Raw genomic sequence first — 19349 nt, 5'->3', positions numbered from 1 at the left:
ATTGGCGAACGCTTCGATGAAGCGAGTGCGGATTAGCTCGCGAAGTCGAGCACCACGCGGCCTTCGATGGCGCCGCGTTCCATGCGCGCGAAGATGTCGTTGATGTTATCGAGCTTGTCGGTGCTTACGGTGGCCTTGACCTTGCCTTCCTGCGCGAACATCAGCGACTCTTCGAGGTCGAGGCGCGTACCGACGATCGAGCCCCGCACGGTGACGCCGCTCAGCACCATGTCGAAGATGGGCAGCGGGAAGTCGCCGGGCGGCAGGCCGTTCAGCGACACCGTGCCGCCGCGCCTGACCATGCCGAGTGCCTGTGAGAACGCGATGGGCGACACCGCCGTGACGAGCACGCCGTGCGCGCCGCCGATTTCCTTCTTCAGATACGCCGCCGGGTCGGTGGTTTTCGCGTTGACGGTGACGGTGGCGCCGAGACGCCTGGCGAGTTCGAGCTTTGCGTCGTCGACGTCGACCGCCGCCACGTTGAGCCCCATCGCGCGGGCGTATTGCACCGCCATGTGGCCGAGGCCGCCGATGCCTGAGATGACGACCCAGTTGCCGGGCCGCGTGTCGGTGACCTTGAGGCCCTTGTAGACCGTGACGCCCGCGCAGAGCACCGGCGCGACGTCGATGAAATCGACGCCCTTGGGCAGCAGGCCCACGTAATTGGCGTCGGCTTTCGCGTATTGCGCGAAGCCGCCGTTGACGGAATAGCCGGTGTTTTTCTGCGTTTCGCAGAGCGTTTCCCAGCCGCCGAGGCAATGCTCGCAATGACCGCAGGCCGAGTAGAGCCACGGAATGCCCACGCGGTCGCCTTCCTTCACGTGCTTGACGCCGCTGCCGACGCCCACGACGTAGCCCACGCCTTCGTGCCCCGGAATGAAGGGCGGTTCCGGCTTCACGGGCCAGTCGCCGTGCGCGGCGTGCAGGTCGGTATGGCAGACACCGCAGGCTTCGATCTTCACGAGGAGTTCGCCGGGGCCGGGTTCGGGTATGGCCACTTCTTCGATGACGAGTGGTTTTCCGAACGCGCGAACTACCGCGGCTTGCATTGTCTTGCTCATCGTCGGGCTCCTGTTGCTGGTGAAGATGGGAAATGAAGATGGGACGTAAAGCGCGAAAGTGGTGCATGCGTGTTGCATGCACCACTTTCAACACGCGTTTCAGTGTGCCGAAAAGCGCGGTGCGATGCGTTGAGCTTGCGCATGCGTTATCGAATAAAAATCACTGAAATGGGCATGCGATGTTTATTAACGAAGGGAATGGACGAGGAAATGAAATGGGAAATTAAATCGGATGACGAATTAAATGGCGGGTTCTGAAAAGGCGAATTCCGGCGTATTCAGGAACCGGTTCGGCGTCCGATTACAATCGGGGGATCGCACCTCGACTGGCTTACCCGGATGCAGACCGAAGAACTTTTTCAGCGCGCGCATGAACAGCATATTGCGGGCCATCTCGCGCAGGCGCGGGACCTCTACCTGCAGATCGTCGCGCTCGATCCGGCGCATGGCGCCGCGCAATTCCGGCTCGCGGTCATCGGCATTCAGGAAAATCGCTTTCAGGACGCTATCGAACGGCTGACGAAAGCGCTCGAAGTCGAGCCGGGCAACCGGCGGTATCGCGAGGCGCTCGGGCAGGCGCTGGCGTTCGCGCAGCGCCATGCCGAGGCTGCATCGATCTATCGCGGCCTGATCGACGAAGACGCCGCCGATGCCGATCACTGGTTCGGCCTCGCCAGCGCGTTGCAGGCGCAGGGCGCAGTGTCCGACGCGGCGCTCGCCTGGGAAGGCGTCGCGCAGCGCGATCCGCAGCGCGCCGACGCGCTGAATAACCTCGGCAACTGCCGCCGTCTGCTCGGCGAACCCGCGCTCGCGCAGGCCGCATACGCGCGCGCGCTCGCGGCGCAGCCGGGCAATGCCGATGCGCTCACCAATCTCGGCACCTTGCTGCAAGCGCAAGGCCAGCACGCGCAGGCGCTGCCCTTGCTGCGCGAGGCCGTGGCGGTCGCGCCCGATTCGGCGGCCGCGCTTGTCAATCTCGGCGCGCTGCTGATGGACGACGCGCACGCGCAGGAAGCCGCGGACGTGCTCGCCCGCGCGGTGGCGCTCGCGCCGGATTTCGCGCCGGCGGCCTACAACTACGGCAACGCGCTGCACGCGCTGGGGCAGCGGCGCGAGGCGCAGGCGCAGTATCGGCGCGCGTTGGCGATCGATCCCGCGCATGCGGAGGCCGCGAACAATCTCGGCAACGTGTGCCGCGAACTCGGCGAGCACAAGGCCGCGATGGACGCATTCGACACGGCGTTGAAGGCGCGGCCCGATTTCGTCGATGCCTGTAACAACGCGGCCAATCTGCACCGCGCGCTCGGGCACCAGGACGCCGCGCGCGCGCTGTTGAGCCAGGCGCTCGCGCTCGCGCCTCACCATTCGCCGACGCTCAACAATCTCGGCAACGTGTTCAAGGATTGCGGCGAACTCGACGACGGCGTGGCCTGCTTCCGGCAAGCCGTGGCGAGCGATCCGCGCAATCTCACCGCGCACAGCAATCTGCTTTATGCGCTGTCGTTCCAGTCCTTCGATGGCGAGGAGATCGCGGCCGAAGCGCGCCGCCTCGCCGCGCAACACGAAGCGCCGCTGCGTGCCGAACGTATCGCGCACGCGCCGCGCAGCGCGCAGGGGCGGCGTCTGCGCATCGCGTATGTGTCGTCGGATTTTCGTGAGCATTGCCAGGCATTGTTCATGACGCCGCTGCTTTCGCATCACGATCGAAGCCGCTTCGAGATTCACGCGTATTCGAGCGTCGTGCGCCCGGACGCCACCACGGCGCAACTCGCGGCACACGTGGACCACTGGCACGACGTGCGTCTGCTCGACGACGCCGCGCTCGCGGCGCGCATTCAGGCGGACGGCATCGATATTCTCGTCGATCTCGCGATGCATATGGCCGATGGCCGTCCGTTGCTGTTCGCGCGCCAGCCGGCGCCGGTGCAGGTCGCGTGGCTCGCGTATCCCGGCACCACGGGGCTCGATGCGATCGGTTATCGGCTCAGTGACCCGCATCTTGATCCCCATCTTGATCCGCAGGCTGAACCTGCGATGCACGACTGCCACTACACCGAACGCACGCTGCGTCTGCCTGACACGTTCTGGTGCTACGACCCGCTTGCGCAAGAACCCGCCGTGAACGCGCTGCCCGCCGCGCAAACGGGGCAGGTCACGCTGGGCAGCCTGAACAATCCGTGCAAGCTCACGGAGGCAACGCTCGCGCTGTGGTCCGGCGTGTTCGCGGCCTTGCCGCAGGCGCGTCTGCTGCTGATGGCCGCGCAGGGCGAGGCGCGCGAACGTCTGCTGACGCGTCTCGCGCGTCACGGCATCGACGCCGCGCGCGTGCGTTTCGTGCCGTTCCAGCCGCGCGACGCCTATTTGCGCACCTGGCACGAGATCGATCTGGCGCTCGATACGCTGCCGTACAACGGCCACACCACGAGCCTCGACGCGATGTGGATGGGCGTGCCGGTGGTCACGCGCGTTGGCACGACCTGCGCCGGACGGGCGGGGCTGTCGCAACTGGCGAATCTGGGTCTCGATGAGCTGGCCGCTTTTTCCGACGAGGCGTTCGTGGAGACCGTGGCCGCGCTCGTCAACGATCTGCCGCGTCTGGCCGCGCTGCGGGCGAGCTTGCGGGCGCGGATGGAGGCGTCGCCGCTGATGGATGGCGCGCGATTTGCGCGCGGCATGGAGTCTGCTTACGAGACGATGTGGCGCGAATGGACGCGAGCGCGCGGCTGAATTGGCTACGGTCCGGCGCGGCGCGTTGAGCCGTCCCGGCCCGCGCCGATGCAAACGGCGTAGGCCGTTCGGCCGGCTTGACGAGCCACAAACCGGGCTTGGCGGCGGCCAGTCGCGCCCCCAGCGTGCTGTATAAATATACAGTAGAATCTTAAACACTCAGTCCGCACCGTCGGGCTGCAAGCTGCCGGGCCGCGTCGCCGCCCGGCTCCCGCGAGTGATCCAGCCGGAATGCCAGCGCAAGTGAGCGATAACCGATCCATCCGTATCCGCGGTGCCCGCCAGCACAATCTCAAGAACCTCGATCTCGATCTGCACACCGGCGAAATGACGGTGGTCACCGGGCCGTCCGGCTCGGGTAAATCGAGTCTCGTGTTCGACACCCTTTACGCGGAAGGCCAGCGCCGTTACGTCGAAACCTTCAGCGCCTACGCGCGTCAGTTCCTCGACCGCATGGACCGCCCGCAGGTCGATCGCGTGGACGGCGTGCCGCCCGCGATCGCCATCGACCAGACCAATCCGGTGCGCAGTTCGCGCTCGACGGTCGGCACGATGACCGAGCTGAACGACCATCTGAAGCTGCTCTACGCGCGCGCCGCGAATCTGTTCGACTGCGTGACCGCGCAGCCGGTGCGCCACGACACGCCCGAAACGATCTACGCCGAACTGCTCGCGCGCACGGCGGTGGGCGATCCGCGCCTCGTCGTGACGTTTCCCGTCGAACTGCCCGACACCACTAGCGAGGAAGAAGTCGCGCAGTGGCTGTCGGCGAGCGGCTATACGCGCGTGCAGGCGCAGCGCGAGGTGAAAACCGCCGAGGGCACGCGCAAGGTGCTCGACGTGGTCGCCGACCGTTTCCGTTTGCAGAACGCCGAAAAGAGCCGCGTGATCGAGGCCATCGAAGCCTCGCTCAGGCGCGGCGCGGGGCGCGTGAACATTTATGTCGTATCGGAAACGGACGCTCAAGCCGAGGTTTCCGATGCGAAACCCGAACCGGTGATCTGGCGTTTCTCGACCGGCCTGCATTGCCCGGACAGCGATCTGCGCTACGCCGATCCGCAACCGGCGCTGTTCTCGTTCAACTCCGCCTACGGCGCCTGCGATGCGTGCCGTGGATTTGGCCGCGTGATCGGCGTCGACTGGGGGCTCGTGATTCCGGACGCGCGCAAGAGCCTGCGCGGCGGCGCGATCAAACCGCTGCAAACGCCCGCGTGGAAGGAGTGCCAGGACGACCTGATGCGCTACGCCGCGAAGGCCGGCATTCCGCGCGACACGGCGTGGTCGGAACTGACGCAGGCGCAACGCGACTGGGTGATCGACGGCGCGCCGGACTGGAAGGGCAGTTGGCAGACGCAGTGGTACGGTGTCAAACGCTTCTTCCAGTATCTGGAGTCGAAGGCGTACAAAATGCACATCCGCGTGCTGCTGTCGAAATACCGCAGCTATACGCCGTGCGAAACCTGCGGCGGCGCGCGCCTCAAGACCGAAGCGCTGCAATGGCGTCTGGGCAGTCAGGAGAACGCCGACGAGGTGCTCGCGCCCGCCGCGCGTTTCATGCCGCACGGCGTGGACTGGTCGCGCGCGCAACTCGAAGCGCTGCCGGGCCTGACGCTGCACGACGTCATGCTGCTGCCGATCGAGCGCATTCGCCGCTTCTTCGACAATCTGTCGCTGTCCTCCGCATTGCTCGACGATGCGTTGAAGCTCCTGCTCGCCGAAGTGCGCACGCGCCTCAAGTATCTGTGCGACGTGGGCCTCGGTTACCTCACGCTCGATCGCCAGAGCCGCACGCTCTCGGGCGGCGAAGTGCAGCGTATCAACCTGACCACGGCGCTCGGCACCTCGCTCACGAAGACGCTGTTCGTGCTCGACGAACCGAGCATCGGCCTGCATCCGCGCGACCTGAACCGTATCGTCGAAGCGATGCAGCGGCTGCGCGACGCGGGCAACACGCTCGTGGTCGTCGAACACGATCCGTCCGTGATGCTGGCGGCCGACCGTCTGATCGACATGGGGCCGGGCCCGGGCGAGCGCGGCGGCTCGATCGTCTATGACGGCACGCCCGCCGACATCCGTTCGTCCGGCACCTTGACGGGCGAATATCTGGGCGGCCACCGCGCTGTCGCGGACGCGTCGAACTGGGAACGCCGTCCCGTCGATGCCAAAACGCCCACGCTGCTGCTCGAAGGCGCGAGCGAACACAATTTGCGCGATGTGACGGTGGCGTTTCCGCTGCAACGTCTCGTCTGCGTGACGGGCGTGTCGGGTTCGGGCAAATCGACGCTCGTGCAGGACGTGCTGTATCCGGCGCTCGCGCGGCATCTGGGCAAGGCCACCGAATCGCCGGGCGTGTTCCGCAACCTGAGCGGCGCCGAGCAGATCAGCGACGCCGTGTTCGTCGATCAGTCGCCCATCGGCAAGACCGCGCGTTCGAATCCGGCCAGCTATGTGGGCGCGTTCGACGAGATCCGCAAGCTGTTCGCCAAGGCGCCGCTCGCGAAGCAGCGCGGCTATACGGCGGGGATGTTCAGCTTCAACTCGGGCGAAGGCCGTTGCCCGACGTGCGGCGGCTCGGGTTTCGAGCACATCGAAATGCAGTTCCTGAGCGACGTCTATCTGCGTTGCCCGGATTGCGACGGCAGCCGTTATCGTCCCGAAGTGCTCGAAGTGAAGATCGAGCGCGGCGGCCGCGCGTTGTCGGTGGCCGACGTGCTCGACCTGACCGTCAGCGAAGCGGCGCAATGTTTCAGTCAGGATGCCGAAGTATTGCGCGTGATCCAGCCGATCGTCGACGTGGGCCTCGAATACGTGAAGCTTGGCCAGCCCGTGCCGACGCTCTCGGGCGGCGAAGCGCAGCGTCTGAAACTCGCGGGCTTTCTCGCGGAAACGGCGCAGTCGCGCGGCAAGGAAAAGACCGCGGGCGGCCGGTTGTTCATGTTCGACGAACCGACCACGGGTCTGCATTTCGACGACATCGCCAAGCTGATGCGCGCGTTCGGCAAGCTGCTCGCGGGCGGTCATTCGCTGCTCGTGATCGAACATAATCTCGACGTGATTCGCGCGGCCGACTGGCTCATCGATCTCGGTCCGGAAGGCGGCGATGCGGGCGGCGAAGTCGTTTGCGTCGGCACGCCCGAAGAGGTGGTCGCGTGCCCGCGCTCGCACACGGGTGCGGCGCTCGAACGCTACGAAGCCGCGCTCGGCGCCGCGAACGGTGTGCTAGTCGCCGAAGAAGAGGGCGTCGCGTTGCAGACGGCCCTGCGTGCCGCGCAGGCGCGCCGCGAGATTCAGGGCGAGGACGTGGTGCGCATCGTGAATGCGCGCGAGCACAATCTCAAGGCGCTCGACGTCGATATTCCGCACGGCCGTTTCAACGTCATTACCGGCGTGTCCGGTTCGGGCAAGTCCACGCTCGCGTTCGACATTCTTTTCCACGAAGGTCAGCGCCGTTACCTCGAATCGCTGAACGCCTACGCGCGTTCGATCGTGCAGCCCGCGGGCCGTCCCGAAGTGGATGCGGTCTACGGCATTCCGCCGACCGTTGCGATCGAGCAGCGTCTGTCGCGCGGCGGCCGCAAGAGTACGGTCGCGACCACCTCGGAAGTCTGGCACTTCCTGCGTTTGCTCTATGTGAAACTCGGCGTGCAGCATTGCGTGCATGACGGCACGCCGGTCACCTCGCAGAGCGTCGATGCCATCGTCGCGCAACTGCTGCGCGAGCATCGCGGCCAGCATGTCGGTCTGCTCGCGCCGCTCGTCGTGAATCGCAAGGGCGTCTATACGGATCTCGCGAAGTGGGCGAAGGGGCGCGGCAACACGCATCTGCGCGTGGACGGCGAATTCGTGCCGGTCGCGCCGTGGCCGAAGCTCGACCGTTTCCGCGAGCACACGATCGAACTGCCGGTCGGCGATCTCCTGATCGAGCCTGAAAACGAGGCGCAATTGCGCACGCTGCTCGACGCGACGCTCGAAGCGGGCAAGGGCGTCGTGCATCTGCTCGCGCCGCTCGACGGTCTCGACGGCGCACTCGAAAACGGCGGTTCGACGCTCGGCATCGGCGAAGTCAAGGTGCTGTCGACGCGGCGCGCGTGTCCGGTTTGCGGCACCAGTTATCCTGAACTCGATCCGCGCATGTTCTCGTACAACAGCAAGCATGGCTGGTGCACGACCTGCGTGGGCACGGGCCTCGCGCTCACGCGCGAACAGCGCGCTGTCTACGACGACACGGTGATGTCCGCCGACGATCGCGGCCGCGAACAGACCTTGCCGTCGGAAGAGCAGGAGCCGGACGGCATGGTCGACGAACCGTGTCCGGACTGCCACGGCACGCGCCTGAATCCGGTCGCGCGCGCGGTGACGTTCGATGAACAGCCGATCGTCGATGTCGCGCAATGGACGGTGGGAGAAACGCGTCGCTGGATCGAATCGCTCGAACTCAACGGCCGCGACGCGCAGATCGCGCGCGACGTGATCAGCGAAATTCGCAGCCGTCTGCAATTCCTCGAAGAAGTCGGGCTCGGTTATTTGAGTCTCGATCGCGCCGCGCCGAGTCTGTCGGGCGGCGAGGCGCAGCGTATCCGTCTCGCGGCGCAGCTCGGCAGCAATCTGCAAGGCGTGTGCTACGTGCTCGACGAACCGACCATCGGCCTGCATCCGCGCGACAACCAGATCCTGCTCGACGCGCTGCGCAGTCTCAACGACAAGGGCAATACGCTCGTGGTCGTGGAGCACGACGAGGACACGATTCGCCGCGCCGATCACATCATCGATATCGGGCCGAGCGCGGGCAAGCGCGGCGGGCGCGTGGTCGCGCAAGGCAAGGTCGCCGATCTCGCCGCGCAGCCGGACTCGCTCACGGGCCGCTATCTCGCGCATCCGATCGTGCATCCGCTGCAACCGCGCCGCGAAGTGAAGGCCGCGCGTGCGGGCCGCGAGGCGGTGCCCGAGCAATGGCTCACGGTGCATGGCGGCAAGCTGCACAATCTGCGCAACGTGACCGCGCATATTCCGCTCGGTCGTCTGGTGGCGATCACGGGCGTTAGCGGCTCGGGCAAGTCGACGCTCGCGCGCGACGTGCTGCTGTCGAATCTGCTCGACGCGGTGGGCCGTTCGGTGCTGTCGTCGCCGGCGGTGCGGCGCGCGCGCAAGGCGGCGAAGGACACCGCGCCGAGCGCGGCGGAGCGCCGTTCGAGCGTGCTCGCGCGCACGAGCGCGAAGCCGAAGCTTGAGGTCGCGCATACGTGGCAAGGCTGCGAATCGATCACCGGATGGGAAAGCATCGACCGCGTGCTCGAAGTCGATCAGACGCCGATCGGCAAGACGCCGCGTTCGTGTCCCGCGACCTATATCGGCGTATGGGACGCGATTCGCCGCCTGTTCGCCGACACGCTCGAAGCGCGCGCACGCGGCTATAGCGCCTCGCGTTTCTCGTTCAATACCGGCGACGGACGTTGCCCGGCCTGCGAAGGTCAGGGCGTGCGCACGATCGGCATGAGCTTCCTGCCGGACGTGAAGGTGCCGTGCGATGTCTGTCACGGACAGCGCTTCAATCCGGAAACGCTCGCGGTGACGTGGCGCGGCCGCAATATCGGCGAAGTGCTGACGATGGAGATCGACGAGGCGGTGGAATTTTTCGCCTCGATCACGAGCATTTCCCATCCGCTGCAACTGATGAAGGACGTCGGGCTCGGCTATCTCACGCTCGGTCAGCCGTCGCCCACATTGTCGGGCGGCGAGGCGCAGCGCATCAAGCTGGTGACGGAGCTGTCCAAGGTGCGCGACGACATCACGCGTCGCGGACAGAAGGCGCCGCACACGCTCTACGTGCTCGACGAACCGACCGTCGGCCTGCATATGGCGGACGTGGCGCGGCTGATTCGCGTGTTGCATCGTCTCGCGGACGGCGGCCATAGCGTCGTGGTGATCGAGCACGATCTCGACGTGATCGCGGAAGCCGACTGGATCATCGACCTCGGGCCGGAAGGCGGCGTGGGCGGCGGCACGATCGTCGGCGCGGCGGACCCGGAAGGGCTCGTCAAGGTGGCCGCGAGCCACACGGGCGCGGCGCTCAAACCGGTGCTCGCACGCGTGGCGAGCGCGGAGCGCGTTGGGGACGAAAGCGCGGTGGCGCCCGTTGCCGAGGCGGCCGCCGATGCCGATGGCGTGAGCGAGTCGGCGGGCGATGCCAGGGCCCGAAAAGGGGCGGGGAAGCGTCGCGCATCGGCGTCGTGATGGACGGCCAGCGCGGCCCCGCAACGGGCCGCGCTGGCCGGAAAGCGCTTGATCAGTGCGGCGCGTGCAAGGTATGATCAGTTCCGCTTGCAGCAAACAGCCGCGCACCCATAGCGGCGGATTCTGGCGAGCGGAGTAGCGGACCGCAATCCCCTCCGAACCGGTCACGGGTTCCACAGCCCAGGCCACCTCATCAGTGCAGCAAGGCTTCGCGGTACGAGCGAAGCCTTTGTCTTTTCAGGGCAGACGATTCGATAGCGATCGGCGCCTTGCCCTTGGCGATGCGAGAGGAATTAACCGATGTTCGACCTCGACGGTGAGGCGCGCGAACGGCTCATCCTGTGGATTCAACACCGCATGGAAGAGTACGGCATTACGCTCGAAGATCTTGAGTCATCAATTGCCGAAAGCGAACGGCAACCGAAGTACCGGGATGCCTTTGGCAATACCTGGAACGGGGAAGGCGAAATGCCGAGCTGGCTTTTGCGTTATAAGCACGCAGGCCAGGATATCGAGCATTTCCGCTGCTGATTGGCCTGTACGGCACGGCGCACGGGCGTTTGCCCGGGGTGGCGTTCGTAATTGCTTTTTGTCGATTTTGCCGGATGGCAATTCGGCTTATTGGCCATTTCCGGTATATTTTTCAGCGATGTTTTAATAATACTATTCGGTTCATTATGGCCGCTTAATGGGCATGGTGGATTCGCCGGTTCGCGTCCCGCTGTATTCCTGTTCGCTGTTCGCGTGATTAACGCGGATGCGCTGCGCCGATCTCTCGCATTGGCGTGGCGTATCGGTTGCGCGACACTGCACGCCGTCTTGTGATAAACAGCAATGCGCGCTTGAACGCGCAGACAGGAGACGGCAATGGCGTTACTGGTGTTGGGTCTTGCGATCTTCATCGGCGTGCACTCGATCCGCGTGCTGGCCGGGCCGTGGCGCGCGGCGCAAATCGAACGCTTCGGCATCCGTGCATGGCGCGGCGTGTTCGCGTTGCTGTCGATACTCGGCGTCGTGCTCACCGTCGCCGGCTACGGGCTCGCGCGGCGTTATCCCGTCCCCGTCTGGTTGCCTCCGCCGGGCATGGCGCATCTCGTCGCGCTGCTCACCGCCATCGCCTTCGTGATGATCGTGGCGGCCTACGTGCCCAACAATCACATCAAACGCGTGCTCGGCCAGCCCTTCGTCAGCGGCGTGGCGCTCTGGGCGTTCGCGCATCTGCTCGCCAACGGCACGCTGCATGCCATCGTGCTGTTCGGCGTGTTCTTCATCTGGGCGCTCGTGGAAGTGCGGGCCGGCCGCCGTCGCGATCGCGAGGCCGGCGTGGTCTATCCGCCCGGCAGCGCAAGCGGCGACGCGCTGGCCGTCGTGATCGGTCTCGTCGCGTGGGCCGTGTTCGCGTTCTGGCTGCATGGCGTGCTGATCGGCGTGCGTCCGCTCGGCTGATTCGCAATTCGAGCGTGCGCGTTCACGTCGACGACAATGCGCGAAAGCAAAAAAAGAAGCCTCCTCGTGGCAGGCTTCATCAAGGTACAGCTCGGAGTTCCGCGATCAGATCGCAGTGCGGGCGATCTTAGGGTACGTTCATGAAAGGCGCGTGAAAGTCATGCGTCTTTGATGCCGAGCGGCGCGCTCCGGCTGCGTGGCATGCAGCGATCAGAGATCGAAGAACACGGTTTCGCGTTCGCCCTGCATGACGATGTCGAAGTGATAGACGATCTTGCCCGCCTGTTCGCTGCGTCGCGCGATCAGCGTGTCGCGACGCGCCGCCGGTACCGACGACAGCACCGGATCGGCCGCGTTGGCCGCCGTTTCGTCGTCGAAATACACGCGCGTGAAGGTATGCGTGAGCATGCCGCGCATCATCACGATCACGTTCAGATGCGGCGCCTCGCCGGCGTTCTCGACGCCCGGCTTCACGGTGCGCACGATGAAGCGCTGTTCCGGATCCGTGCCGGTGCCCACGCGCGCGAAGCCGCGGAAACCCGTTTCGGCGATCTGCTCGCGCGAGGCCGGATAACGGCCGCTGGCGTCGACTTGCGAGAACTCCAGCATCGCGTCGAAGACCGGCTTGCCGTCGCCGTCGATCACGCGGCCGATCAGCGAAATGTGCTCGCCGGGCGTCTGCGTGCCGACGATGTCGGCGGTGAACAGGCTCTTGAAATCGAAGTTGTATTGCTGCGGGCAGAGGCCGTAGGCGAAGTACGGGCCAACGGTCTGCGAGGGCGTTTCCTTGAGTGCCATGATCAACGCTCCATCGGGGTTTCGTTGGGGCCGCGCAGCACGATGTCGAATTCGTAGCCGAGTGCGTAGCTGTCTTCGGTGGTGTCGAGCGAGAAGCGCGAAATCATGCGCTCGCGCGCCTGCTCGGGCGTGCCTTGATAGATCGGGTCGAACGCGAGCAGCGGGTCGCCGGGGAAGTACATCTGCGTCACGAGGCGCGAGCCGAAGTAGTCGCCGAACAGCGAGAAGTGAATGTGCTGCGGGCGCCAGGCGTTCGGATGATTGCCCCAGGGATACGCGCCCGGCTTGATCGTCAGGAAGCGATAGCGGCCTTCGTTGTCGGTCACGCAGCGGCCCGCGCCGAGGAAGTTCGGGTCGAGCGGCGCATCGTGCTGATCCTGCTTGTGGACGTAGCGGCCGGCGGCGTTCGCCTGCCAGATTTCGACCAGCGTGTTGCGCACGGGCTTGCCGCCGTCGTCGAGCACGCGGCCCGTGACGATGATGCGTTCGCCGAGCGGTTCGCCATTGCGTGCCGCGTTGCGCGTGAGGTCGCTGTCGAGCGCGCCGAGATCTTCCGCGCCGTAGACGGGTGCGTGCAGATTGCGCAGTTTTTCCTTCAGCGGAATCAGGGGCAGCGTGGGACCGCGTTTCACCGACGAGCGATACGGCGGATAAACGAAAGCCGGGTGCGAGTCGAAGTCGCGCGGCGACAGGATGGACTCGTCCATGGGGTTGTCTCCTGGCAGATTTTGGGGAAGTGGATTTATGCCGCGCGGCGGACGGTCGCGTTGCGCGGATGACATCCACTTTATCCAATGCGAAAAGTTATGCAAAATGATGTTTTATCGCATCTCGTATAACGGATCGTTATGGAAAACCGGCTTGCGGATTCGCGCGTCAAATTCCGGCATTTGCAGTGTTTTCTGGCGGTGGCGCAGTTCGGCAGCGTGCAGCAGGCGGCGGAAAGTCTGTCCGTGACGCAGCCTGCCGTGTCGAAGACCATCGCCGAGCTGGAGTCGGCGCTGGGCGTGAAGCTGTTCGAGCGCGGCCGCCACGGTGCAGTGACCACGCGCGAGGGCCAGCTGTTCATGCCGCATGCGAGCGCGTGCGTGAGCGCGCTGCGCCAGGGCGTGGCCTTGCTCGCGCGCGACGAGGGCGCGGTGGCGGCGACGCTCGACATCGGCGTGTTGCCGACGGTGGCGACGGCCTTGCTGCCTGACGCGATGCGCCGCTTCGCCGGCGAGTGGCCGCGCGTGAGCGTGCGGCTGCTGACGGCGGCCAATACGGAACTGCTCGAACGCCTCAAGGCGGGCGCGATCAGCTTCGCGGTGGGCCGTCTCGCCGATCCCGAGCGCATGGTCGGCCTGAGCTTCGAGCAGCTCTACAACGAGCCGATGACCGTTGTCGTGCGCGCGGGGCATCCGCTGTTGCAGGGCGCGGGCGCGGCGCGGCCGCTCGCGCAGTTCCCCACGCAGTTTCCGCTCGTGCTGCCGCCGTTCGGCACGCTGATCCGCCAGGCCGCGGACAGCCTGCTGGCGGCGTGGGGCGCGCCGCCGCTGACGTCATCGGTCGAATTGCTCTCGGTTTCGGTCGGACGCGCGATGGCGCTGGAAAACGACGCGGTGTGGTTCGTGCCGTCGGGCGCGGTCGAGTACGACTTGCGGCACGGGTCGCTCGTGCGTCTGCCGTTGCCGGTGGCGGGCGGCGAGGAGCCCGTCGGCCTGATCCAGCGTACCGACACGCAGCCCTCGCCGGCTGGGCGCGCGTTGATCGATGCGGTGCGGATCGCGGCGCGCGAACGCGATGCGGTGGCGCACGCCAGCGCGCCGGGACGCCGGTCGCGCAAGCGTCAGCCGGAAGCGTCGGCGGCGGACAAGCAGGCGGTGGAAAGGCCGGCGGCGGATCAGCAGACAGCCGGGTCGACTCGAGCGCGCCGCCCGGGTCGCGCAAACCGCTAAAACGGCGGGCGTTTCCTCAAGCCGACGAAAGTTTCCTTTTGGAACGCGTCGGCTTCGCGGCGGGCGCGGCTTGCGCCTCCGGTTCGGGCGAGCCCGGCACGGCGGCGCCGGTGGACATCCAGATCACCATGGCGTCCTCCTTGCTGGTCGACACCGCGTAATGCCCGGTGCGGCTGTCGAAATAGAGGCTGTCGCCGGCTTCCAGTTGCGTGGGCGTGTAGAGCTCGGTGTAGAGGCACACGCTGCCGCTGATCACGTAGATGAATTCCTCGCCCTCGTGGCGGCCCCAGTCGTCGAAGGCCTCGGTCGAATGCGCGGTGATGCGCACGAGAAAGGGCAGCATGGCCTTGTGCGCGAGTTCGGTGGCGAGCAGTTCCATTTCGTAGCCGCGATACGCGTGCGGCTTGCCGGCGCCGCGCCGCGTGAGCGCGCGACGGCCGCCGAAATCGAGCTTCGGTGCCGAGCCGAACAGATCGACGAGGTCGATATTCAAACCCGCGACGATTTTTTGCAGCACGTCGAACGTGGGCGACATCAGACCGTTTTCGATCTTCGAGAGCGTCGAGCGCGACACGCCGCAGACGCGGCTGGCGTAGTCGATCGTCAGATCCTGGGCGAGACGCGCGGCGCGGACGCGGCGTCCGAGGTCGGCGGTCGAGGAACTCGACGGTTGCGCGAGCGAGTTGTCCATAAGCGAAGGCAAAGAGGAATTCTGTTCTGGCACGTTTCCGATAATAACAAAGCGTAGCGCTTAGGAAACTCGGCCAGATGGCCAATGTCGTCGATCGGATGGGCGCGGGGCCGCTGCTGCGATCTGTCGCTTTTGGCGCGTGAAATTGCTTAGGGATTCGAATTGACAATCCTTAAAGATCGCGGCGGATCTTATGCGGTTAGGAGTTGTCTTTCAATACAGTAAGGTTTTGAGTAGAGCCTCGATATGCGGCGCGGCGCCACGTGAAGTGCGCCATGACCGACCTTATATTTAGATCAGGTGAGAAAGATCAAATGGAGTAAAGATAATGCATGACGAACGCCTCGAATTACTGTTAGCCATCTCGCGTAGAACGCTCGGCATCGAGCGCTTCGAGTTGACCGGCAAGCAAACCGCCGACTTTCACCTCGTGAGCGCGGAAGACGTCGGTCGCGCGCTCGAAACCGCCTACGACGCCGGTTTGATCATCGGTCATCGCATGGGGCGCCCGGAATGCACGCAAGAATCGTGAGCACGAAGCGCGGCCGCGCGCCTCGCCGCGTCCGCCTTCCTGCTGACAACCGATAAAGCGCACTTTTTCGTTTCACCTGATCGTTTCCCTCCCGCCGCTTTTTTCCGCGTTTTCCGTTGCTTCGGCGATTGGCGATGCCATGGGCGTTTCGATTGTCAGGCCGCGTTTTGCATTGCTCGCGCCGCGCAAAGCCCGTTGCTACGATTCGAGCCCCGCATTCAACCGATCGGAGCAATCCATGAAGCCAATCCTCCTCGCACTGGCCGCGCTGGGCATTCTCGCCGCTGGCGTTTCGTCGGCGCAGGCCGGCGTGCACCACGAGTGCCACAAGGTCCGCGTGCATAAGCACTGGGAAAAGCACTGCCGCTAAGGTGTCCGTGCGATCCGACGAGCCCCGCGATGTTTGCGGGGCTTTTTGTTGATGGCGAATTTTTCGCATAGCGATTCGAGGAACAGCGATGTTGAAACTGTGGCTGGCGGCAGGAGCCGCTGCGGCGTTGGCGGGCTGTGTGGTCGGTCCCGGTTACGGACCGGGATATGGGACGGCCTACGGTTATGACGATCAGGGCGGCGGTCAGGTTGTTCAGGCGGCGCCCGCATATGGCTATGGTTATGCGCCGGCATATGGCGCGGTGGGGACCGTTGATATCGCGGTCGGCGGTCGTCGCGATGACGGGGATCGCCGGGGCGGCGTTTATCGTCGTGGTCAGATGCCGCCCGACGAGCATCGCGGACGCGGGCCCGGTCAGGCGCAGCCGGGTTACGGTCAGCGCGGTCCGGGTGCGCCCGCCGCTAGTTCCGGCCATGCTGGTCGCGACGGCAGCGGCCATGCACCGTTTGGAAACGGCACTGGACAGGATCGTCAGGGCGGTCAGGGCGGTCAGAGCGGTCAGAGCGGTCAGGGCAGTTCTGCTCGCTGGCGCGGCGCGCAAGACTCGCAGGCCGGTGGCGGCAACGGTTACGCGCGCTGAGGTTGCGCTTCCATTGCTTCGCAGCGTCGGCAGCGCCGACGCGCCGCGCCCGATTTTTCTCGGTTTCCGATAGGAAACTCAGTCGTAGAGGCGAAAAGTTTCTGATCGGAAACTCCTGCTGAGCGTCCGTTTTTTCTGCCGGAACCCCGTGCAAGCTGCCGTTAGCGCTTGTCGCACGGGCATCTGACCGTGCCGCTGCATCCGTTTTTGTCCGTCTTGATGCGCTATCGGGCGCCGTGTATAGTCGGCGCACGAGAGTTTGTTTCTTATCGGAAATATAAGGATCGGTCATGGACGCAGCGCGCATTCTCGCCGACCTCGGCATTTCAGAAGAAGCCAGGTCGGGTGACATCGTAGTGAAATCGCCGATATCCGGCGAAACCATCGGGCAGGTGGCGAGCCAGTCGCCCGCCGACGTGGACGCCGCGCTTGCGCGCGCGCAGGCCGCGTTTCTGCACTGGCGCAACGTCCCCGCGCCGCGACGCGGCGAACTGGTGCGCTTGCTGGGCGAGCGCCTGCGCGCCCGCAAGGAGGCGCTCGGCAGTCTCGTTTCGCTGGAGGCCGGCAAGATCCTGCAAGAGGGACTCGGCGAAGTGCAGGAGATGATCGACATCTGCGATTTCGCGGTCGGTCTTTCGCGTCAGCTTTATGGTCTGACCATCGCCTCCGAGCGTCCCGGTCATCGCATGGCGGAAAGCTGGCATCCGATGGGCGTTTGCGCCGTGATTTCCGCGTTCAATTTTCCCGTCGCGGTCTGGTCCTGGAACGCGGCGCTCGCGCTCGTCTGCGGCAATCCCGTGATCTGGAAGCCTTCGGAGAAAACGCCGCTCACCGCGCTCGCCGTGCAGAAGATCATGGACGACACGCTGCACGCGTTCGGCGATGCACCGGAAGGCCTCGTCTCGCTGGTCATCGGCGGACGCGAGGTGGGCGAGAAACTCGTCGCCGATCCGCGCGCGGCCATCGTCAGCGCGACCGGCAGCACGGAAATGGGCCGCGCGGTGGGCGTGGCCGTGGCGCAGCGTTTCGGGCGCTCGATCCTCGAACTGGGCGGCAATAACGCGGGCATCGTCACGCCGAGCGCCGACCGCGAACTCGTGTTGCGCGGCATCCTGTTTTCCGCGGTCGGCACGGCGGGTCAGCGCTGCACGACGCTGCGCCGGCTGTTCGTGCACGAGAGCGTCTACGAGGCCACTGTCGAACGTTTGAAGCAGTTGTATGCGAAGGTGCCGATTGGCAATCCGCTTACGGCGGGCACCTTGATGGGACCGCTGATCGACGCGCGTGCGTTCGAGCAGATGCAGGCGGCGCTGCAGCAAGCGCGTGCGGAAGGCGGCAAGGTGACGGGCGGCGAGCGGGTCGATGTCGAAGGCTTGCCGAACGGTTATTACGTGCGGCCCGCGCTGGTGGAAATGCCGACGCAAAGCGCGATCGTGCTGAAAGAAACCTTCGCGCCGATTCTCTACGTCGTGAAGTATCGCGAGTTCGACGAGGCCGTTGCGGCGAACAATGCGGCGGCGCATGGGTTGTCGTCGTGCGTGTTCACGACCGATCTGCGCGAGGCGGAGCGATTCCTGTCGGCGTCGGGCAGCGATTGCGGCATTGCGAACGTGAACATCGGACCGAGCGGCGCGGAGATTGGCGGCGCATTCGGCGGCGAAAAGGAAACCGGCGGCGGCCGCGAATCGGGCTCGGATGCCTGGAAGGGCTACATGCGGCGCGCGACGAACACGGTGAATTATTCGTCGGCGCTGCCGCTGGCGCAGGGCATCGACTTCAAGCTGGATTGAAGCACGGAGACGGGCGACCACGGTCGCCCGTTTTATGCGCGCATCGCATCACTGATTTATTTCGGAATCCAGATGAATAAAGCGAATTAATCAGACGAGTCGGCGCAGCGGTTCCAGCGACCAGCCGTGCGGCACGCCATGCACGGCGAAGAACCACGCGGCCACCCACGACGCCGCGACCACGATCAGATCGCAATGGCCGCTGCGCCACCAGTTCAGCGAATGCCGGCGCATGATCCAGGGCACGCCGAGCGGGTTCGGCCAGTCCGCGAGCAGATGAATCAGGCCGCCGCACGCGAAGCCGAAGGCCGGCGCGGCCCACAGCTGATGGCCCAGTTCGCGATACGAGCCCACCAGCAGCACGATCCAGCCAATGCCCCAATGCGTGATCGTGCGATGCGTACACCACAGTCGGCGCTTTTGGCTCCACCACGCGACTTCGAGCCAGTCCGGCGCGGTGCCGCCCGCGACGCCCGCGACGAAGGCGAGCGCGGCGAAGAGATGCCAGGGACCGTCGGCGCCCATGCGCGTGACGAGGGCGGCGGCGATGACGCCGGCTGCCCATCCGGTAGCGTGATGTGCGGTCCCTGATGCCATGAAGCGGTGTCGTGCAAAGTCGAAAGGGCGCACATCATCGCAGATGTGACCGCTTCGTGACAGGGGGTTGGCGCAGTAAATAATTCATGCGCCGACCGTGACGTTCGACGCATCAGGTCGTGCAGCGCGCGACGTCGAAACGCAGCTTTTCTTCAGGCGGATTGTCGGAGGTCGAGGCGCCGTGCGTGACGCGAATCACCGAGCCATAGTTGTTCGGCGTGAGCGTGACGAAATACGAGGCGTTCGAGCGCGAGCCCACCGCGAGTTCGGTGATGTTGCCCGAGCGCGATTCGTGCACGTCCGAGAGACGGTCTTCGAGACAGTTGGCGATCGATGACGGCGAGCGCGCCGACGAAGCGTAGATCATCGTTTCGCCGTTGGAGGCGGTGCTCGAAGGCGACGAGCCGCAGGCTGCGAGCAGGGCGAAAGGCAGGACGGCGGCGAGGCGTTGCGTGAGCGTATTCATGGCGGCGGTACGAATGCAGGTCGGGGTGCAGATCGGAGCGGAGTACAGAGAAGCGCAGTGCGAGACTGCGGAAGCTGCACAAGAGTATACGCACGCGGGATG

Annotated in this window: 16 protein-coding genes; 10 read left to right on the top strand and 6 right to left on the bottom strand. The window is 65.4% G+C overall.

Translation table 11 applies throughout. From position 1 onward, the window contains the following. Nucleotides 1-32: 32 nt before the first annotated feature. Nucleotides 33-1061 carry an alcohol dehydrogenase AdhP gene (gene adhP, locus SB764_RS24805; protein ID WP_176081175.1) on the bottom strand — a complete coding sequence of 343 codons (1029 nt, stop codon included), beginning with the start codon at nt 1059-1061 and terminating at the stop codon, nt 33-35. Nucleotides 1062-1400: 339 nt separating this feature from the next. Between adhP and SB764_RS24800 the strand changes: the two genes are divergently transcribed. The 5 genes from SB764_RS24800 (at nt 1401) to SB764_RS24780 (ending at nt 11465) form a co-directional block, all read left to right on the top strand. After that, nucleotides 1401-3788 (top strand): tetratricopeptide repeat protein, encoded by a 2388-nt coding sequence (locus SB764_RS24800; RefSeq protein ID WP_410865313.1) that lies wholly within the window; start codon nt 1401-1403, stop codon nt 3786-3788. 231 nt (nt 3789-4019) lie between these two features. After that, nucleotides 4020-10019: an excinuclease ABC subunit UvrA gene (gene uvrA / locus SB764_RS24795; protein WP_410865311.1), complete on the top strand. Its 6000-nt coding sequence runs from the start codon at nt 4020-4022 to the stop codon at nt 10017-10019. Between the two features lie 300 nt (nt 10020-10319). Beyond that, nucleotides 10320-10550, top strand: a complete 231-nt coding sequence (locus SB764_RS24790; RefSeq protein ID WP_065065950.1) for an H-NS histone family protein — start codon at nt 10320-10322, stop codon at nt 10548-10550. Nucleotides 10551-10601: 51 nt separating this feature from the next. Beyond that, complete coding sequence (locus SB764_RS24785; protein WP_410865309.1) at nt 10602-10844, top strand: hypothetical protein; 243 nt, start codon at nt 10602-10604, stop codon at nt 10842-10844. 42 nt (nt 10845-10886) lie between these two features. Continuing rightward, nucleotides 10887-11465, top strand: coding sequence for an NnrU family protein (locus SB764_RS24780; protein WP_110328592.1), 579 nt, complete (start codon nt 10887-10889; stop codon nt 11463-11465). Nucleotides 11466-11675: 210 nt separating this feature from the next. On the opposite strand, the gene pcaG is transcribed toward SB764_RS24780, so the two are convergent. Continuing rightward, a complete protein-coding gene (gene pcaG / locus SB764_RS24775; protein WP_110328628.1) occupies nt 11676-12266 on the bottom strand; it encodes a protocatechuate 3,4-dioxygenase subunit alpha in 591 nt (196 codons plus the stop codon). Further along, nucleotides 12266-12970, bottom strand: a complete 705-nt coding sequence (gene pcaH / locus SB764_RS24770; RefSeq protein ID WP_065065947.1) for a protocatechuate 3,4-dioxygenase subunit beta — start codon at nt 12968-12970, stop codon at nt 12266-12268. The genes pcaG and pcaH overlap by 1 nt, the downstream gene beginning before the upstream one ends. Before the next feature lie 141 nt (nt 12971-13111). Here pcaH and pcaQ point away from each other — a divergent pair, with 141 nt between their 5' ends. Then, complete coding sequence (gene pcaQ, locus SB764_RS24765; protein WP_321869635.1) at nt 13112-14200, top strand: pca operon transcription factor PcaQ; 1089 nt, start codon at nt 13112-13114, stop codon at nt 14198-14200. Between the two features lie 16 nt (nt 14201-14216). Here the strand turns inward: pcaQ and SB764_RS24760 are convergent, their stop codons facing one another. Continuing rightward, entirely contained in the window at nt 14217-14891 is a 675-nt protein-coding gene (locus SB764_RS24760; protein ID WP_110328594.1) for a helix-turn-helix domain-containing protein, read from the bottom strand. Between the two features lie 328 nt (nt 14892-15219). Between SB764_RS24760 and SB764_RS24755 the strand changes: the two genes are divergently transcribed. The 4 genes from SB764_RS24755 to SB764_RS24740 all read left to right on the top strand — a co-directional run bounded on the left by SB764_RS24755 (nt 15220) and on the right by SB764_RS24740 (nt 18184). Next, nucleotides 15220-15423 (top strand): DUF6900 domain-containing protein, encoded by a 204-nt coding sequence (locus tag SB764_RS24755; RefSeq protein ID WP_065065945.1) that lies wholly within the window; start codon nt 15220-15222, stop codon nt 15421-15423. Between the two features lie 238 nt (nt 15424-15661). Then, on the top strand, nt 15662-15793 hold the full coding sequence (locus tag SB764_RS24750) for a hypothetical protein (protein ID WP_258365530.1): 132 nt from the start codon (nt 15662-15664) through the stop codon (nt 15791-15793). Between the two features lie 88 nt (nt 15794-15881). Continuing rightward, complete coding sequence (locus tag SB764_RS24745; RefSeq protein WP_146230051.1) at nt 15882-16394, top strand: hypothetical protein; 513 nt, start codon at nt 15882-15884, stop codon at nt 16392-16394. Nucleotides 16395-16684: 290 nt separating this feature from the next. Beyond that, the gene (locus SB764_RS24740; protein ID WP_410865306.1) at nt 16685-18184 is read left to right on the top strand and encodes an aldehyde dehydrogenase family protein; all 1500 of its coding nucleotides are present in this window, start codon (nt 16685-16687) and stop codon (nt 18182-18184) included. 90 nt (nt 18185-18274) lie between these two features. On the opposite strand, the gene SB764_RS24735 is transcribed toward SB764_RS24740, so the two are convergent. Both SB764_RS24735 and SB764_RS24730 read right to left on the bottom strand, forming a co-directional pair. Further along, nucleotides 18275-18781, bottom strand: coding sequence for a metal-dependent hydrolase (locus SB764_RS24735; protein WP_074985913.1), 507 nt, complete (start codon nt 18779-18781; stop codon nt 18275-18277). 112 nt (nt 18782-18893) lie between these two features. Then, nucleotides 18894-19247, bottom strand: coding sequence for a sugar ABC transporter ATPase (locus tag SB764_RS24730; RefSeq protein WP_065065941.1), 354 nt, complete (start codon nt 19245-19247; stop codon nt 18894-18896). Nucleotides 19248-19349 lie beyond the last annotated feature (102 nt).

Source organism: Paraburkholderia sp. SIMBA_027 (assembly GCF_046535315.1).
GTDB lineage: Bacteria > Pseudomonadota > Gammaproteobacteria > Burkholderiales > Burkholderiaceae > Paraburkholderia > Paraburkholderia tropica.
The sequence above is the reverse complement of the archived record's forward strand: the minus strand, read 5'-3'. Positions and strand labels throughout refer to the sequence as shown.

Excerpts from the sequence above, each read along its gene's own strand:
- SB764_RS24745 (WP_146230051.1), top strand. The coding sequence starts at position 15,882 with ATGTTGAAACTGTGGCTGGCGGCAGGAGCCGCTGCGGCGTTGGCGGGC.
- uvrA (WP_410865311.1), top strand. The coding sequence starts at position 4,020 with ATGCCAGCGCAAGTGAGCGATAACCGATCCATCCGTATCCGCGGTGCC.
- pcaH (WP_065065947.1), bottom strand. The coding sequence starts at position 12,970 with ATGGACGAGTCCATCCTGTCGCCGCGCGACTTCGACTCGCACCCGGCT.
- SB764_RS24750 (WP_258365530.1), top strand. The coding sequence starts at position 15,662 with ATGAAGCCAATCCTCCTCGCACTGGCCGCGCTGGGCATTCTCGCCGCT.
- SB764_RS24780 (WP_110328592.1), top strand. The coding sequence starts at position 10,887 with ATGGCGTTACTGGTGTTGGGTCTTGCGATCTTCATCGGCGTGCACTCG.
- adhP (WP_176081175.1), bottom strand. The coding sequence starts at position 1,061 with ATGAGCAAGACAATGCAAGCCGCGGTAGTTCGCGCGTTCGGAAAACCA.
- SB764_RS24740 (WP_410865306.1), top strand. The coding sequence starts at position 16,685 with ATGGACGCAGCGCGCATTCTCGCCGACCTCGGCATTTCAGAAGAAGCC.
- pcaQ (WP_321869635.1), top strand. The coding sequence starts at position 13,112 with ATGGAAAACCGGCTTGCGGATTCGCGCGTCAAATTCCGGCATTTGCAG.
- SB764_RS24730 (WP_065065941.1), bottom strand. The coding sequence starts at position 19,247 with ATGAATACGCTCACGCAACGCCTCGCCGCCGTCCTGCCTTTCGCCCTG.
- SB764_RS24790 (WP_065065950.1), top strand. The coding sequence starts at position 10,320 with ATGTTCGACCTCGACGGTGAGGCGCGCGAACGGCTCATCCTGTGGATT.
- SB764_RS24735 (WP_074985913.1), bottom strand. The coding sequence starts at position 18,781 with ATGGCATCAGGGACCGCACATCACGCTACCGGATGGGCAGCCGGCGTC.
- SB764_RS24755 (WP_065065945.1), top strand. The coding sequence starts at position 15,220 with ATGCATGACGAACGCCTCGAATTACTGTTAGCCATCTCGCGTAGAACG.
- SB764_RS24760 (WP_110328594.1), bottom strand. The coding sequence starts at position 14,891 with ATGGACAACTCGCTCGCGCAACCGTCGAGTTCCTCGACCGCCGACCTC.
- SB764_RS24800 (WP_410865313.1), top strand. The coding sequence starts at position 1,401 with ATGCAGACCGAAGAACTTTTTCAGCGCGCGCATGAACAGCATATTGCG.